This window comes from Xanthomonas floridensis, assembly GCF_001642575.1.
GTDB lineage: Bacteria > Pseudomonadota > Gammaproteobacteria > Xanthomonadales > Xanthomonadaceae > Xanthomonas > Xanthomonas floridensis.
In genome coordinates, this window is record NZ_LXNG01000009.1 from 82799 (window position 1) to 98543 (window position 15745).

A 15745-nucleotide genomic window follows, 5' to 3' on the forward strand; every position below is an offset into this window, starting at 1 on the left:
GCCATGCCTTTGTACCTGCCGGATGTTGTCCTTTGCTTTGTCAGCACACCATGGCACGCCACCGGAGCGCGGCGATGAGTGCACAGCCGTCGATGCAGCCGGCCGTTGCAACGCGCGAATGGCGCACTCCGCTCGAGCTGGGCTTCCTGGGCATCGTCTGGGGCTGCTCGTTCCTGTTCATGCGCGTGGCCGCACCCACGTTCGGCGCAGTGGTGCTGGTAGAAATTCGCCTGGCGCTGGGTGCGCTGGTGCTGCTGCCGTTCCTGTGGCTGGCGCGCGAACGTTTCCCGCTGCATCGGTGGCCGATGCTGGCGGCCATCGGCGTATTGAATTCCGCGTTGCCGTTCCTGCTGTTCGCCTGGGGCGCGCAGCACGCGCCCGCCGCTGTCGGTGCGATCTGCAATGCGATGACGGTGTTGTTCACCGCGTTGATCGCGTTCCTGTTCTTCGGCGAAAAGATCGGCACGCGCCGCGCGCTGGCCTTGCTGATCGGATTCATCGGCGTTCTGGTGCTGGCGACCGGCAAATCGGCCGGGTTGAGCGTGGGCCCGGCCGCACTGGCCGGCGCCACTGCCTCGCTGCTGTACGGCATCGGCTACAACCTGGTGAAGCGCCACATGGGCGACCTGCCACCGGCGGCATCGGCGGCCTCCACGCTGGGCTGCAGTGCGTTGCTGCTGGCGCCACTGGCCTGGTGGCAGTGGCCGACCACGCCGGTGCCGGCCGTGGCCTGGGCCTGCGCGACCGCGTTGGGCGTGGTCTGCACCGGGTTGGCGTTCCTGATGTATTACCGCTTGATCCAGCGCATCGGCCCGGCGCGTGCATCCACCGTGACCTATCTGGTGCCGGTGTTCGGCGCGCTGCTGGCGTGGTCGCTGCTGGGCGAACCGCTGACCTGGACCATGTTGCTGGCCGCAGTGCTGATCCTGGGCAGCGTCGCCTTCAGCCAGCGCGCGCGCTGAGCACGCGCGTCCCGCTTTTGCGATTCCCGATTCCCGATTCTCGACTCAGCCAGCCGGCGGGGTGCGCACCGGCAGCGGCACATTGCACAGATCGATATGCCCGGCCGGGCGCTTGTAGAAATCGTCCTTGCGATTGCGGCGCGCTTCGGCCACCTCGCGGAACGTCGGGCTGTCGGTGCGCAACAGCTGCAGCGGCGTGCGTTCGGGCGCCGGCACTTCGCTGGCCAGGCGGATCGCGCGGATCGGCGAGCGTTGCGCCGCATCTGCATAGAAGCCCATCGGGTCTGGCCCGCGCGGAATCACACTGAGCAGCTCCATGCCCTTGACCACACGGCCGACCACGGTGATGTTGCGATCCAGCTGGCGCGGCGACTGCCCGGTGACCACATACAGTTCGGCGCCGATGCTGCTGTCTTCATCGTTGTTGCGGCCCGCGCCCAGCGTGCCGTAGCAATGTGCCAGCCAGGTCTTGCCGCTGGCGGGGTCGCGCCCGACCGGGAAGCCGTCCACGAAACCCACCTGCGTCGCCCAGCCATCGCTGTCGGGCAGGCGCTGAAACTCCAGGCCCTGTGAGGCGCGTTCGAATTCGGCCGGCAGATGCGTCTTGGCCGACCCCAGCGACTTGGCCTTGCCCGGCGTCTCGCCATCCGGGTCGCCGAACTGCACCACGAAATTGTCCTGCGAGCGATAGATGCTCAGCCCATCCCAGAAGCGCTCATGCGCCAGCGTGCGGATATTGGCGACATGTTCGGGCGCAAACTGCGGCGCCAGCTCGATGATGACCCGCCCGCCATCCAGCTCCAGGTACAGCGTGCGCTCGGGATCGAGCACGCGCCACGCATTGGCTGGCGAGCTGTCCAGGATCTGTTGCGGGCTGCGATAGGCCGCGTGGGCGGTAGCGGGCATGATCAGGGCGAGCAGACAGGCAGAAACGACAGTGCGCAGCAGCATGAAGGCGACCAGCGAGGAGAGGTGCCTGATTCTTGACCAATGCGTGCAAGGACGCAAAGTGGATGCGGCGCTGGCGGCGCGGACGCACCACGCCGGCGTCGTGTCAGCGGTGGCTGCGTGCCGTCGGTCCGCCCGCCTTGCAGCCATGACACTCCCATCGAACGGACGCGTCATGACCGATTGGCAATGGCTGTGGCGATCGCCTGCCTTGCCGCAGGTCGACGGGAACTGCGATTATCGCGCCGGTTTGCGCTTGACGTAGAGCTGCTTGCGCACGCGCGCAACGACCTCGCCATCGCGGTTGTGGATCGCGTTTTCGAACCAGCGCAGATGCTTCTCTCCGCCCGCGGTGGCCTCGCGCAGTTCCTCAAGCACGCTATTGTCGATAACGAACTCCGCGCTGACGGTGCCGCGCCCGGGTTTGACGAACTCGATGCTGCCGGCCTTGTCCCACACGTAGTAGTCGCGGCCCAGGTTCTGCATCATCAGCAGCATCCAGAACGGGTCGGTCATGGCGAACAGGCTGCCGCCGAAGTGGGTGCCGACGTAATTGCGATTCCACGGCCGCTGGCGCAGTTCCACGCGTGCGTAGCGGTAGTCGGCCGACAACTCGGTGACGTGGATGCCGGCGAACAGGTATGGCGGCCACAGGTTGATACCGAGCTTGAACAGTGAAGCGCGCATGCGGGCCGGAATCCGTGGCGGGGCGGGCGTGCAGCATAACATTCGCATGCGTATGGTGGGCGCTAACCACCCGCCTCGGCCGCTCGCGTTCTTAGGAGTGGACCTGGCCGCGACGCAGTCTTACCGGGGCGCTTGATTGGCGATCGGTAGTAATGCCTCGCCACTGCGAGGTCCGCTCCTAAGTGTCCATCTGGCGCCGCAGCGCCATCGGCATCAGAACACCAGTGCCGACATCTTGCGGCGGTAGCGGCCCACCAGGTCTTCGTCTTCGATCACGCGGAATGCGTCGATCAGGCTGCGGCGCGGCAGGTTGTCGTCGAAGGTGCGGTCCTGGCGCAGCATTTCCAGGAACTGCTCCAGCGCCGCGTCGTCGTTGCCGTCGAGCAGATGGCGCACGCCCAGCAGATGACGTGCGCGCAGGTCGGCGCCGTTGGCGTCCACGCTGGCCTGCAGTGCGCCCGCGTCCGGGGCGTCCTTGAGCACATTGGCAAAACTCAGGCGGGCCTTGGCACGCACCGCGCGGTCATCGGTGGCCAGGTTGGCGGGCAGGGCATCAATCAGCTGCTCGGCCTCGGCGGTGTCGCCGGTCTTGAGCAAGGCCAGCGCCAGATCCAGCTTGAGCTCGTCCTTGTCCGGCTCGGCGGCGATCGCCTCGCGCAGCGCGGCGGCCTGGGCCTGCGGGTCCAGCGGTGCCTCGGGCAGCGCTTCGGCAACCTGCGGCTCGGCCGGTAGGACGCCGTGCTGGGTCAGGAATTCGCGGATCTGGCCCTCGGGCATCGCGCCCGGGAAGCCGTCCACCAGCTCGCCGCCCTTGACCAGGAATACGGTCGGCACCGAGCGGATCTGGAACGCGGCCGCGATCTGCTGTTCCTTGTCCACATCGACCTTGGCCAGCTCGAAGGCGCCGTGGTAGTCGGCCGCCAGCTTCTCCAGGATCGGCGTCAGGGTCTTGCATGGCCCGCACCAGGTGGCCCAGAAATCCACCAGCACCGGTGTCGTCAACGATTTCTGCAGGACCTCGGTCTCGAAGGTGTCGGTGGTGACATCGAATACATGCGGTGTGTCGGACATGGGTTTCCTGTAAGTGAGGACGGCAACAATGGACCGTAATGGTGGCAAACCCGGCCGACACAAGGCCCGGCCGGGGCGTGCCAGGGGTTCACGCCGCGCCCGCCCGGGCCGACAATGCCGTGTCCTGGCGGCGCACGGCGCCCCGATGCGGAGCAGCACAATGGGAAGTACCGACGGCGCGCAGCGCTACCTGGGCCTGGTCGCGGCGAGCGTGTTCGTGCTGGCGGTGGCCGGTTTCGGCGCCACGTTGCCGGGTTATCTGCAGGCCAGCCACCCGGTCGCGCTGCTGGGCGCGCAAGGCGTGCCGCATGCACTGGGTTTCAACCTGCTGGCCTTCGTGCTGGTGGGGGCGCTGGGCATGGTGACGGGGGTCAGCCTGCTGGCACGCATGCCGCCCAGGGCCGGCTGGAGCCTGCGCGTCGGCGGCCAACTGATCGTGCTGGCCGGCCTGGCCTTCGTCGGCATGGGCATGTTGCCGCTGGATCCTGCCGACCTGGATGGCCGCGCCAGTCAGGCCCATGCCACGGCCTGGCTGCTGTGGGCGGTGGCGTTCGTCCCGGCCATGCTGCTGATCGCCGCCGCGCTGCTCAATGCTCCCGGCACCCGCGGCCTGGCCTGGCTCAGCCTGGCCGCCGGACTGCTGGTGGCGGTGCTGGCGTTCGGCCCGCCCGGCCTGCTGCGGCAGGCCATCGCCCAGCGTCTGGCGTTTCTGGCCTGGGTCGGTTGGCTAGCGGTCGCCGCCTGGATCTGGCCGGCAAGGCCGGCGATCTGAGCGAGCGGTTTGGAGCACCTGCTGCACTGCGGTACCCTGTACCGCTTTGCACCGCCCGAGCATCCGCTCCCAATGTCCACCGTCGAACCGAACGCCTACGACCCGCAGCAGGTCGAATCCTCCGCCCAGCAGTTCTGGGACGCCACCCGCGCCTTCCAGGTCGACGAGAACTCGGAGAAACCCAAGTTCTATTGCCTGTCGATGCTGCCGTACCCGTCCGGTGCGCTGCACATGGGACATGTGCGCAACTACACCATTTCCGATGTGGTCAGCCGCTATAAGCGCATGACCGGCCACAACGTGATGCAGCCGATGGGCTGGGATGCGTTCGGATTGCCGGCCGAGAACGCCGCGATCAAGAACAAGACCGCGCCGGCCAAGTGGACCTACGCCAACATCGAGCACATGCGCGGCCAGCTGAAATCGCTGGGCTACGCCATCGACTGGTCGCGCGAGTTCGCCACCTGCACGCCGGACTACTACGTGCACGAGCAGCGCATGTTCACCCGGCTGATGCGCAAGGGCCTGGCCTATCGCCGCAATGCGGTGGTGAACTGGGACCCGATCGATCAGACCGTGCTGGCCAACGAACAGGTCATCGACGGCCGCGGCTGGCGCTCCGGCGCGCTGGTGGAAAAACGCGAGATTCCGCAGTGGTTCCTGCGTATCACCGACTACGCGCAGGAACTGCTGGACGGCCTGGATCAGCTGGACGGTTGGCCGGACTCGGTCAAGACCATGCAGCGCAACTGGATCGGCCGCTCGGAAGGCCTGGAAATCCAGTTCGACGTGCGCGACACCGATGGCGCTGCGCTGGACCCGCTGCGCGTGTTCACCACCCGCCCGGACACGCTGATGGGCGTGACCTTCGTGTCGATTGCTGCCGAGCACCCGCTGGCGCTGCATGCAGCCAAATCCAATCCGGAGCTGGCGCGCCTGCTGGAAGAGCTCAAGCACGGCGGCGTGTCCGAAGCCGAGCTGGAAACCCAGGAAAAACGCGGCATGGCCACCGGCCTGACCGCGGTGCATCCGATCAGCGGCGAGCAGGTGCCGGTGTGGGTGGCCAACTTCGTGCTGATGGGCTACGGCACCGGCGCGGTAATGGCAGTGCCGGGCCACGACCAGCGCGATTTCGAGTTCGCCAACAAGTACGGCCTGCCGATCGTGCAGGTGGTCAAGCTGCGCGAGCCGCGCAATGAAGACGAACAGAGCTGGGACGCCACCCAGTGGCGCGACTGGTACACCGACAAGAGCCGCGAGCTGGAGCTGATCAATTCGGCCGAGTTCGACGGGCTGGATTTCGGCGGCGCCTTCGAAGCCTTGGCCGAGCGCTTCGAGCGCAAGGGCCAGGGCCAGCGCCGGGTCAATTACCGCCTGCGCGATTGGGGCGTGAGCCGCCAGCGTTACTGGGGCTGCCCGATCCCGGTGATCTACTGCGCCAAGTGCGGCGCGGTGCCGGTGCCGGAAGACCAGTTGCCGGTGGTGCTGCCGGAGAACGTGGAATTTGCCGGTACCGGTTCGCCGATCAAGACCGACCCCACCTGGCGCCAGACCACCTGCCCGGACTGCGGCGGCCCGGCCGAGCGCGAGACCGACACCTTCGACACCTTCATGGAATCGAGCTGGTACGTGGCGCGCTACACCAGCCCCAACGCTCGCGACATGGTCGACCGCCGCGCCAATTACTGGATGCCGGCCGACCTGTACGTGGGCGGCATCGAGCACGCGATCCTGCACCTGATGTACTTCCGCTTCTATCACAAGCTCATGCGCGACGCGCGGCTGGTGGACAGCGACGAGCCGGTGACCAACCTGCTCACCCAGGGCATGGTCATCGCCGACACCTTCTATCGCGACGCCGACAATGGCGGCAAGGACTGGATCAACCCGGCAGACGTGGAGATCCAGCGCGACGAACGCGGCCGCGTCACCGGCGCGGTGCTGATCGCCGACGGCCAGCCGGTGCATATCGGCGGCACCGAAAAGATGTCCAAGTCCAAGAACAATGGCGTGGACCCGCAGTCGATGGTGGCCAAGTACGGCGCCGACACGGTGCGGCTGTTTTCGATGTTCGCCGCACCGCCTGAGCAATCGCTGGAATGGAACGAGGCGGGCGTGGACGGCATGGCGCGCTTCATGCGCCGGTTGTGGGTGCAGGTGCACAAGCATGTGGGCGAAGGCGCCGCCGCTGCGCTGGACGCCGCCAGCCTGAGCGCCGAGCAGAAGGCGGTCCGCCGCAAGATTCACGAAACCATCGGCAAGGTCAGCGACGACTACGGCCGCCGCCACAGCTTCAACACCGCCATTGCCGCGGTGATGGAGTTGTCCAACGCGCTGGCCAAGTTCGACGACGCCAGCGACCAGGGCAGGGCGGTGCGGCAGGAAGCGCTGGAAGCGATGGTGTTGCTGCTCAACCCGATCACCCCGCATGCCAGCCACGCGTTGTGGCAGGTGCTGGGCCGTGGCGAAACGCTGCTGGAAGACGTTGCGTTTCCGCAGGCCGATGCCAGCGCCCTGGTGCGCGATGCGCTGACCCTGGCGGTGCAGATCAACGGCAAGCTGCGCGGCACCATCGAAGTGGCGGCGGACGCGGCGCGCGAGCAGATCGAAGCGCTGGCGCAGGCCGAGCCCAATGCAGCGAAATTCCTGGATGGGCTGACGATCCGCAAGATCATCATCGTGCCGGGCAAGATCGTGAACATCGTGGCGGGGTGATTGCCCGGCTTGCCATTGCCGATCCGGGCCGTTCCCGGAGCGGCGTGGCGGCGCGCTGCGAGGTTGCTGCGGCGGTAGTGGCTTCTGCCGCACTGGTGCGTGGTGCTGTGCAGGTCCGGTCGCTGCAGCGGTTCGCTGCGATCAACTGCGCCGGTGCGTCGCAACGCATGGGCGAGGTTACCGCGATGGTTCCCGGTACTGCATTTCAGTCGCGCTTGGCGACGTGCAGGTGAGAGTGTCGGGGTGGTTTGTGGTCATTCGTTTCACCGGCGCGCGGCGACGCGTTTGTCATTCCTGGGCGCCGCGTTGTTCCGCGGCGCCCTATCAAGCCCCGTTCACGCGGGCTGCGTCAGGCTAGCCGCCTGTTGCCGCCGCCGGGGCGCTCCTCCAGACTGTGCCCATGATCCGATTTCCTACTGCCTTCGCTGCGTCCCTCGTGCTGGTCTCCAGCCTCACCGCCTGCGGCTTCCACCTGCGCAACTCGCTTGCGTTGCCACCCGATACCCCGGCAGTCAAGGTGCAGTCCGCCGTGCAGTACAGCGAGCTGGCCAAGCTGCTGCGCCGTGGCCTCAAGGCCGCCGGTGCCACCATGGCCGAGGAAGATGCCAAGACCGGCTTTGCGCAGTTGCAGGTGTTGTCCGAACGCTGGGGCGACCTGCCGATCGCCATCGACAGCCAGGGCCGTGCACAGGAATACAGCCTGCGCTACGCCGCCATCTTCACCCTCACCACCGCCAACGGTTCGGTGCTGGTGCCGCAGCAGGTGATCGAACTGTCGCGCGACTACGTGTCGCCGCCGGTGGACGCCACCGGTACTGCAACCGAGCGCGAGATCCTTGCCGACGAACTGCGCAAGGATATGTCTGCCTCGATCCTGCGCCGGATCGACAGCGTGGTGCGTGCCCGCGTGCAGCGTGGCGAAGGCCTGGAAAGCACGCCCAGCGCGCCGCTGCCGCCAGCCGCCACGCCGCCGGTGCAGCCCTCCACGCCGGAATCGAGCGTGCCGGCGTCGCTGCCGCCCGCCTCCTCGTCCAACAACTGAGCAGCTGGTGATCAGCCCGTCCGCGCAGTTGCCGCGCAACCGCGCCCGGTGTCTAGCATCGGCCTGCGCCAGACGCAGGTCGCGTTTCCCATGCCGCGGCCATGCCGGAGTGACCGCTGCTGACGCAGTCTTGTTTCAGTCCCACGCGCGTTCGTAGTCATGGAACTTCGCCCAGAACAGCTGGCCGGCCAGTCCAGCCAGCCCTTGCAGCCGGTCTATCTGATCGCCGGCCCGGAAACCTTGCGCGTGCTCGAAGCCGCCGACGCCGTGCGCGCCCGCGCCCGTGCCGAAGGCATCAGCGAGCGCGAGGTGTTCGATGCCGATGGCCGCGACTTCGACTGGAACCAGCTCGACGCCAGCTTCAACGCGCCCAGTCTGTTCAGCCCGCGCCGGCTGGTGGAAGTGCGCCTGCCCAGCGGCAAGCCGGGCAAGGACGGCGCCGAGGTCATCACCCGTTTCTGCGCCAACCCGCCGCCGGACGTGGTGCTGCTGATCACCGCCAATGACTGGAGCAAGGCGCACCAGGGCAAGTGGGCCGACGCGGTGGGCCGTCTCGGCACCATTGCGGTGGCCTGGGCGATCAAGCTGCACGAACTGTCTGACTGGATCGAGCGCCGCCTGCGCAGCCAGGGCCTGCGCGCCGACGCGGCTGCGGTGCAGCGCTTGAGCGAGCGGGTGGAAGGCAACCTGCTCGCCGCCGCGCAGGAAATCGACAAGCTCGCGCTGCTGGCCGATGGCAAGACGCTGGACCTGGACGCAATGGAATCGCTGGTGGCCGACGCGGCGCGTTACGACGTGTTCCGTTTGGCCGAGACCGTGTTTTCGGGCCAGCCGGTCGCGGCGATCCGCATGCTGGCCGGCCTGCGCGCCGAGGGTGAGGCGGTCGCCGCGCTGATGCCGATCCTGATCAAGGAATTGCTGCGCACCGCTGCGCTGGCCAAGGTGCAGGCCAACGGCGGCAACCTGGCCGCTGAAATGAAATCGCAGGGCATCTGGGAATCCCGCCAGGCGCCGTTCAAGCGCGCGCTGCAGCGCCACCCCGAACCGCGCCGCTGGGAGCGCTTCGTCGCCGAGGCCGGGCTGGTCGACCGCATGGCCAAGGGCCGCGCCGATGGTGACGCCTGGGTCGGCCTGGAGCGCCTGCTGGTCGCAGTGGCCGAAGCGCGCGCGGTGAGATTGCTGGCGTGAGTGCGGGGAGAGCCGGAACCCGGGACCCGGTACCGGGGACCCGGGAAGGGCAAGGTGACCGGCGGCGAGCCCATTCCGATCAGCTTGCGCAGCCCAGCCTTGCAACCAGCTCTCCCGGGTCGCAAGAACAGCAACACTCCCATCCCGACCACGTTGCGGCCCCCGGCTCTTCCGATTCCCGACTCCCGAACCCCGATTCCCAGCTCCATCTTTACTACGGCGGCACCTTCGACCCGATCCACCTGGGCCATCTCGCCATCGCCTGCGCGGCGCGCGATGAGCTCGGCGCGGTGGTGCACCTGGTGCCGGCCGCCGACCCGCCGCATCGTCCCGCGCCCGGCGCCACCGCCACGCAGCGCGCGCAGATGCTGGCACTGGCGCTTGCCGGCCAGCCCGGTCTGGTCCTGGATGACCGCGAGTTGCAGCGCGCCCGTGCCGGCGGCGCGCCGTCCTACACGGTGGACACGCTACGCGAACTGCGCGCAACGCTTGGCCCGCACACGCCGATCGCCTGGTTGCTGGGCGCCGACGCCTTCGTCGAGTTGAGCCATTGGCATCAGTGGGAAGCGCTGTTCGGGCTGGCGCATTTCATCGTCGCCGCGCGCCCGGGGACAGCGCTGGATCTGGCTCAGGCTCCCGCACTCGCCGCCGCAGTGCAGGGCCGATGGGCGGCCCGCGTGGACGAGCTGGCAGCGTCGCCGGCCGGGCGGCTGTGGCGGCTGCAGCAGCCCTTGCGTGGCGAGTCGGCCAGCGCGGTGCGCGCCCGCATCGCCAGCGGCGCCGACTGGCAGGGGCTGGTGCCGGCCGCCGTGGCCGGATTCATTGGTGAGCACGGCCTCTACGGTTGTGCCCGCCCGGCTAGCTGAACACGCAGCCGCCCGGACCGGCCTATAATTCGCACTAATTCCATCGAGTTGCCGCTTTGACCAGTCCAGCCCAAGTCATCAAGACCTCCATTCCGAATCCGCCGCCGTCCGTGCCGGCCCTGTTGGCCACCGTACGCGACGCTGTCGAGGAACTGAAAGCCAAGGACGTGGTCGAGATCGATGTACGCGGCAAATCCAGCGTCTGCGACTACATGGTGATCGCGTCCGGGACCTCGACCCGCCACGTCAAGTCGATTGCCGACGAAGTGGTCAAGTTCGCCAAGCGCCTGGATGTGATGCCGCTGGGCGTGGAGGGCGAGCGCGAAGCCGAATGGGTGCTGGTGGACCTGGGCGACGTGGTGGTGCACGTGATGCTGCCGCGCGTGCGCGAGTTCTACGCGCTGGAGCGCCTGTGGACAGTGGGCGACCAGCGCCCCTCCGACGACGACGTCGTCGATTCCGAGTAACCGGAAGCGATGTCCCGCAAGCCCGCGCTATCTCCGCAAGACGTGCCCGTCGCCAGTGTCCTGCAGCAACTGAGCCTGACGCCGGGGCAAGCCGATGGCCGGGAGATGTCGCCGGCGCGCAAGCGCTTCGACCGGTTGCTGCGCGATCTGCAGCGCCACCGCACCCAGTTGCACGCCTGGCGTGACGCGGTCGAGCAGTGGCGCACGCGCTACCTCGCCGAGGTGGTGCCGCTGTTGAACCAACGGCGTGCGCTGGAGATCGAACAGATCCATCTTCTGGACAACATCGCTGCCACGGTCAAGCTGAGCAAGACCGACCATGCGTACGTGTCGGACGAGATCTGCGATCTCGCCGGCCCGCTGATCGAAGCCGGTCATGTCGAACTCAAGCCGCTCTACGAACGTCACAGCGAAATCGGCTACGACGAGGAAGTCAACGCATCCGATGCGATGATGAAACACGTCATCGGTCAACTGTATGGACTGGACCCTGAGGAAGTGGATTCAGTCGATTCGCCCGATGAACTCTTCGAGCGGGTCAGTGCGCGCCTCGACCAGGCACAGGCAGATGCCGAGCATGCCCGCGAGCAGTCCAAACAGCGGGGCGGCCAGCAACGGCGACGCCGCTCGGATAAAAAAGCCGCATCGCGACAGACCGAGCCGCCTCCGTTACGCGAGCTGTATCGCAAGCTGGCCAGCAGCCTGCACCCGGACCGGGCCAGCGACGCAGGCGATCACGCCACCCGCACGGCGCTGATGCAGCGGCTCAATGCCGCCTACAAGGCGAACGACCTGTTGGGCCTGCTCGAACTGCAGGCGGAGATCGGTCTGCTGGATGCGCAGGGAATTGATGCGATCACCCCTGTTCGATTGCAGGAGTACAATCGCGAGCTGGACCGTCAGTGCAAGGAGCTCAAGCACCAGCTGACCTTGCACGCGATGGATTTTTGTGACGAGTACGGACTGGATCTGCCGACGCAGCCCAAGCCGGAGCGGCTCGACAGACTGCTGATCCACTACAAGCGGGATGTGTCCGACGACGTGGACGAATTGCAGCGCGAAATGCGCGAGATGCGGGCGCTGAGCGATGCGCAGTCGATCAAGCGCTGGCTCAAGCTGCAACGGCAACGCGATCGCTTGATGCTCTACTGAGCGAGGCCTGCGCCATCGCTGTCCCGACAGTCAGGCGAGCGTTCACTGGTAGACGATCAGACATCGTGCTGTGGTCCAGGATCGCGTTGCGAGATGCCTGCACGTGGCCGTGGTTGTCGGCGTGATCCATGACGGCAACGCGCCGCACCCGCTCAGCAGGACGGTGTTGCTGCGCATCGCGCGCGGATGCAGCCGGGCCGCCGCAGCGGTCTTCGACCGGCACGGCAATGCGCTCGTCACCGGTGCCGCCGCAGCTGTAGCGCTGTCTGCAGGGCGCGCCCTGCAGACAGCATCGATGCATCACAACGGCCCGCGTTCCCACGGTCCGGTGATCGCCAGCGTGATGCCCGGGGTCTGGATGTTGACGAACAGGGTGCGCGCCAACGGGTCCCAGCAGGCGCCGCAGAACTCGGTATCGCGGTAGTCGCCCTCGGCAATCGTCTTGCCGGCATCGGCGATCTGCTGCGAGGTGAGCTGCACGTTGTTCTTGGCCAGATAGAACGACTCGCCCTGGCGGGTCAGGCCCAGCAGGCGTGCGCCGGGGCCGTATTCGTCCGGACTTTCGCCGCCGTCTTCGCACAGCACCACGCCGCCGCGCGCGCTGACGGTGACGTTGTCCGGGTTGTGCGCCGCCAGCTGGTTGCCGCTGACGAACAGCGCGCTCAGGCGCTGGGTGAACAGGTCCAGCACCCACACTGCGCCATTGCCGTAACCGCGCCGGCCCTGTGCATCCACGCCGGTGCTGGTGTCGACGATGAACAGCTTGCCGTAGCTGTACCAGATGCCTTCGCCGCGGCTCATGCGCAGCGCGCCATCGGCCCAGGCCTGCGCAAACGGCCCGCTCAAGGTGTCGTTGGCGCCGATGTCGGCAAAGCCGGCCGGCGCGGCGATGCTGTCCAGATCCGGCTCTTCGATATCCACCCACTCCAGCTGGAACTGCTGGCCGATGCTGGCCACGGTGAGGTCGGCATTGCGGCGCCCGCGCACGCGTGCGGCCTGCAGGCGGCCGCCGTTTTCCAGCGAGCCATTGCGGCCGCGGCGGTCGTTGGGAATGAAGCGATACAGGCCGGCCTTGTTGCGGTCGTCCTCGGTGAGATAGACGATGCCGGTACGCGGGTCGATCGCCACCGCCTCGTGGCTGAAGCGGCCCAGGCCCACCAGCGGGCGGCCGGTGGTGCGGTGGCTGTCCGGGTCCACTTCGAACACGTAGCCGTGCTTACGGCCGGTGCTGGACACCGCATTGGTCTTGATCTCTTCGCAGCTCAGCCAGGTGCCCCATGGCGTGGGGCCGCCGGCGCAGTTGACCAGGGTGCCGCCCAGGCTGGGCTCCAGGCTGCCCCAGCCACGACGACCATAACTCAGCGTGGTGGTGCCGCCGCCGGCGGACTGGGTGCCGCTGACGATGCCGGTGTCGTACATCGCCGGCGCGCGGAACGGGCTGCCGGCGCCGCGTTCGTGGTTGCGGATCAACACGTATTCCAGGCCGCGCAGCGGGTCGCTGCCCGGCCGCCAGTCGGGCCGGCGCAGACCGACCACGGCCATGCCGTCATGCCGGTCGGGGCAGGGCTGGCCATCGTCCATGCGGTCGCCGCTCCAGCCGAACGAGCGGTAGCTGAAGCCGCGCGGCAGCTGCAGCAGCGGCAGCCCGGTGCTCTGGTCGGCCACCGGTGCGAGCGGGCCGTAACGGCTGGGGACCGGTGCAAGGCGCACCGACGCAGATGTAGCGGCCTGGGCCTGGCGCGATTGCAAGGCGCTCAAGCTGCCAAGGGCGCCAGCGGCCATCACGGCGGCGCTTCCCTTGAGAACCTGGCGGCGGGCGGGATCGAAAATCGGCATCGAACGACTCCTGCGGGCTGGGTGGTCGGGCGACACTAATTGCCGGCTGTAACCACGCCATGACACGCAACGACAAATCGTCACGGACTGCGCAGGCTGTGACGCGGATATCATGTGCCGATGAAATGCCGACTCATCGCCACCGGCGAGCGCGCACCGGCCTGGGTGGCGCAAGGTTTTGCCGAATATCAAAAACGTCTGTCGCACTGGATGCCGCTGGAGCTGGTCGAGATCGAACCCGGCCTGCGCGGCAAGGGCCGCGATGGGCAACGCGCCATCGACGACGAAGGCCGCCGCGTCATCGCCGCGCTCCCCAAGAGCGCGCATGTCGTGGCGCTGGACGTGCCGGGCCGCCCGCTCAGTTCAGAGCAACTTGCCCAGCGCATGGAGCACTGGCGCAGTCAGGGGCGCGATCTGGCCTTCCTGATCGGCGGCCCGGAGGGTCACGCGGCCGAGGTGCTGAAACACTCACACGAAAGCTGGTCGATCGGCCCGCTCACCTTGCCGCACATGCTGGTGCGGCTGATCGTGGCCGAGCAGCTGTACCGCGCTGCGGCGATGCTGGCCAATCATCCGTATCACCGCGCATAGCAAGGCGCGCAGGTCGTGCAGATCCAGCTACACGCTGCGGTGGTCGTGGTACGTCACCAGGGACGAAACCGGGCAGCCGGAGAGACCTGGCGGGCAGTCGCCGGGGGGCTGGATAGCGCGGATCAACGGCGGTATGCGAGTGGCACATGCCGATTCCAAACCGGCCGCGCCCGCCCGATGGCGGGGCAGGCGTGTTGTGTGCGTTCCAGGTTGCACGTGCGGTGCGGTAGGTCCAGCGCGTGCTGACACGAAGTGCCGTTACCGGCGATCAATGGCGGTTGCTTCTATAAACGGACGCTGTGGCGATTTCGGATCTGCCCGCTACCCCGGGTGCGCTCGTGCGTAGCAGTACGGCCGGCAGTATTCGTTTTCGAGTCTGCCCGCTAACCCGGGTGCGCTTATGGCCGGCAGTATTCGTTCGTATGGGCGCAGTCGTATCGATGCGGCGGCTGCCGTTGCAGGCCGCCGCATCAGGTCGCCGTTCAATTCAGCGAAAAGCTGACCGGCACCAGACCGTAGGCCTGCACCGCCTGGCCGTTCTGCATCGCAGGCTGGAAGCGCCAGCTACGCAGCACCTGGCTACGCGCGGCCAGATCGAGCGCGCGATGACCGCTGCTGGTCTGCACGCTCACTTCGGCCGGGCGTCCATCGGTACCGACCAACACGCGCAGCATCACTGTGCCTTGCTGGCCTGCGCGCAGTGCAGCCACCGGGTAACTGGGAGCGGGCGAACTCAGATACTGCAACTGGCCTGCCTCGACCGGTCCGCTGCTGGGTGTCGTTGCCACCGGTGCAGTCTCGCCCACCGGGTCGGCTGCGGCAGGGAGTGCCACCGATGCGGTGTCCACCACCGGCGCTTCACTGATCACAGGGGTCTGCACCTGCACAGTCACCGGCGTAGACGGGACATGCGTCTTCGGAGTGAACTCCACCTCGACCGGAATCACCTTTGGTGGCTCCGGCGGGGTCTCGATGGTGATCGGCATGACCCAGCGCGGTTCCGGCGCGGGCTGCGGAACCGCCCGATACGACAGCGGAATCAACAACAAACCGCCGGCCAGCAAATGCAAGGCCACCGCAGTACTCATCGCCAGAACGCGCGAGGCATCGATGCCTGTGGGACGGAGGGAAACCTGCGATTGTGTGCGAACCATCATCCACCTCCAGAACGGAACTGCGGAAAGGGACCAGCGCGGCCCGGACGCACGACACCATCCGGTAGCGTAGGTTTACCGCAGCCAGGGCGGCTGCACAAGCGATTCGCATAGCGTGGGTAGGCGTAACCCTGGCGTCTGGCGGCAATCCCCGTGGGCTGCCTTGTGACGCATGGCCAGGCGCGCGGAATGACGGGCCGGATCCCTCGTGCGTCTCCACGTGGTGCATTGCTGTGGTCACCCCGCGCATTGCGCCACGACGCATTGCGAGTCGATGGTGATCCGATGTTGCCC

The 15745-nt window shown here is 67.4% G+C and carries 14 protein-coding genes; 9 read left to right on the plus strand and 5 right to left on the minus strand.

What is annotated here, in order from left to right:
* The first annotated feature begins 74 nt into the window (after positions 1–74).
* Positions 75–962, plus strand: a complete 888-nt coding sequence (locus A7D17_RS06030) for a DMT family transporter (protein ID WP_064508266.1) — start codon at positions 75–77, stop codon at positions 960–962.
* Positions 963–1007: 45 nt separating this feature from the next.
* Here A7D17_RS06030 and A7D17_RS06035 read toward each other — a convergent pair whose 3' ends face one another.
* The 3 genes from A7D17_RS06035 to trxA form a co-directional block, all read right to left on the minus strand.
* Positions 1008–1913, minus strand: a complete 906-nt coding sequence (locus tag A7D17_RS06035; protein WP_064508267.1) for a peptidylprolyl isomerase — start codon at positions 1911–1913, stop codon at positions 1008–1010.
* Positions 1914–2147: 234 nt separating this feature from the next.
* Positions 2148–2597, minus strand: a complete 450-nt coding sequence (locus A7D17_RS06040; protein ID WP_064508268.1) for a DUF4442 domain-containing protein — start codon at positions 2595–2597, stop codon at positions 2148–2150.
* Positions 2598–2810: 213 nt separating this feature from the next.
* Positions 2811–3668 carry a thioredoxin gene (trxA, locus tag A7D17_RS06045; protein WP_064508269.1) on the minus strand — a complete coding sequence of 286 codons (858 nt, stop codon included), beginning with the start codon at positions 3666–3668 and terminating at the stop codon, positions 2811–2813.
* 160 nt (positions 3669–3828) lie between these two features.
* Here trxA and A7D17_RS06050 point away from each other — a divergent pair, with 160 nt between their 5' ends.
* From A7D17_RS06050 to A7D17_RS06085, 7 genes are all read left to right on the plus strand, one after another.
* Positions 3829–4440, plus strand: a complete 612-nt coding sequence (locus A7D17_RS06050) for a DUF998 domain-containing protein (protein WP_064508270.1) — start codon at positions 3829–3831, stop codon at positions 4438–4440.
* A gap of 72 nt (positions 4441–4512) precedes the next feature.
* Entirely contained in the window at positions 4513–7155 is a 2643-nt protein-coding gene (gene leuS / locus A7D17_RS06055) for a leucine--tRNA ligase (protein ID WP_064508271.1), read from the plus strand.
* 400 nt (positions 7156–7555) lie between these two features.
* Positions 7556–8197 carry an LPS-assembly lipoprotein LptE gene (locus A7D17_RS06065; RefSeq protein ID WP_064508273.1) on the plus strand — a complete coding sequence of 214 codons (642 nt, stop codon included), beginning with the start codon at positions 7556–7558 and terminating at the stop codon, positions 8195–8197.
* A gap of 159 nt (positions 8198–8356) precedes the next feature.
* Entirely contained in the window at positions 8357–9385 is a 1029-nt protein-coding gene (holA, locus tag A7D17_RS06070; RefSeq protein WP_064508274.1) for a DNA polymerase III subunit delta, read from the plus strand.
* Positions 9382–10251 carry a nicotinate-nucleotide adenylyltransferase gene (gene nadD / locus A7D17_RS06075; protein WP_064508275.1) on the plus strand — a complete coding sequence of 290 codons (870 nt, stop codon included), beginning with the start codon at positions 9382–9384 and terminating at the stop codon, positions 10249–10251. Before holA ends, nadD begins: the two co-directional genes overlap by 4 nt.
* A 56-nt stretch (positions 10252–10307) precedes the next feature.
* Positions 10308–10718: a ribosome silencing factor gene (gene rsfS / locus A7D17_RS06080; RefSeq protein WP_064508276.1), complete on the plus strand. Its 411-nt coding sequence runs from the start codon at positions 10308–10310 to the stop codon at positions 10716–10718.
* Between the two features lie 9 nt (positions 10719–10727).
* The gene (locus tag A7D17_RS06085) at positions 10728–11870 is read left to right on the plus strand and encodes a J domain-containing protein (RefSeq protein ID WP_064508277.1); all 1143 of its coding nucleotides are present in this window, start codon (positions 10728–10730) and stop codon (positions 11868–11870) included.
* Positions 11871–12170: 300 nt separating this feature from the next.
* Here A7D17_RS06085 and A7D17_RS06090 read toward each other — a convergent pair whose 3' ends face one another.
* Entirely contained in the window at positions 12171–13706 is a 1536-nt protein-coding gene (locus tag A7D17_RS06090; protein WP_064508278.1) for an alkaline phosphatase PhoX, read from the minus strand.
* A 120-nt stretch (positions 13707–13826) separates the two neighbouring features.
* Between A7D17_RS06090 and rlmH the strand changes: the two genes are divergently transcribed.
* Positions 13827–14297 (plus strand): 23S rRNA (pseudouridine(1915)-N(3))-methyltransferase RlmH, encoded by a 471-nt coding sequence (rlmH, locus tag A7D17_RS06095; protein ID WP_064508279.1) that lies wholly within the window; start codon positions 13827–13829, stop codon positions 14295–14297.
* A 482-nt stretch (positions 14298–14779) separates the two neighbouring features.
* Here the strand turns inward: rlmH and A7D17_RS06100 are convergent, their stop codons facing one another.
* On the minus strand, positions 14780–15454 hold the full coding sequence (locus A7D17_RS06100; RefSeq protein WP_064508280.1) for an energy transducer TonB: 675 nt from the start codon (positions 15452–15454) through the stop codon (positions 14780–14782).
* Between the last annotated feature and the right edge of the window lie 291 nt (positions 15455–15745).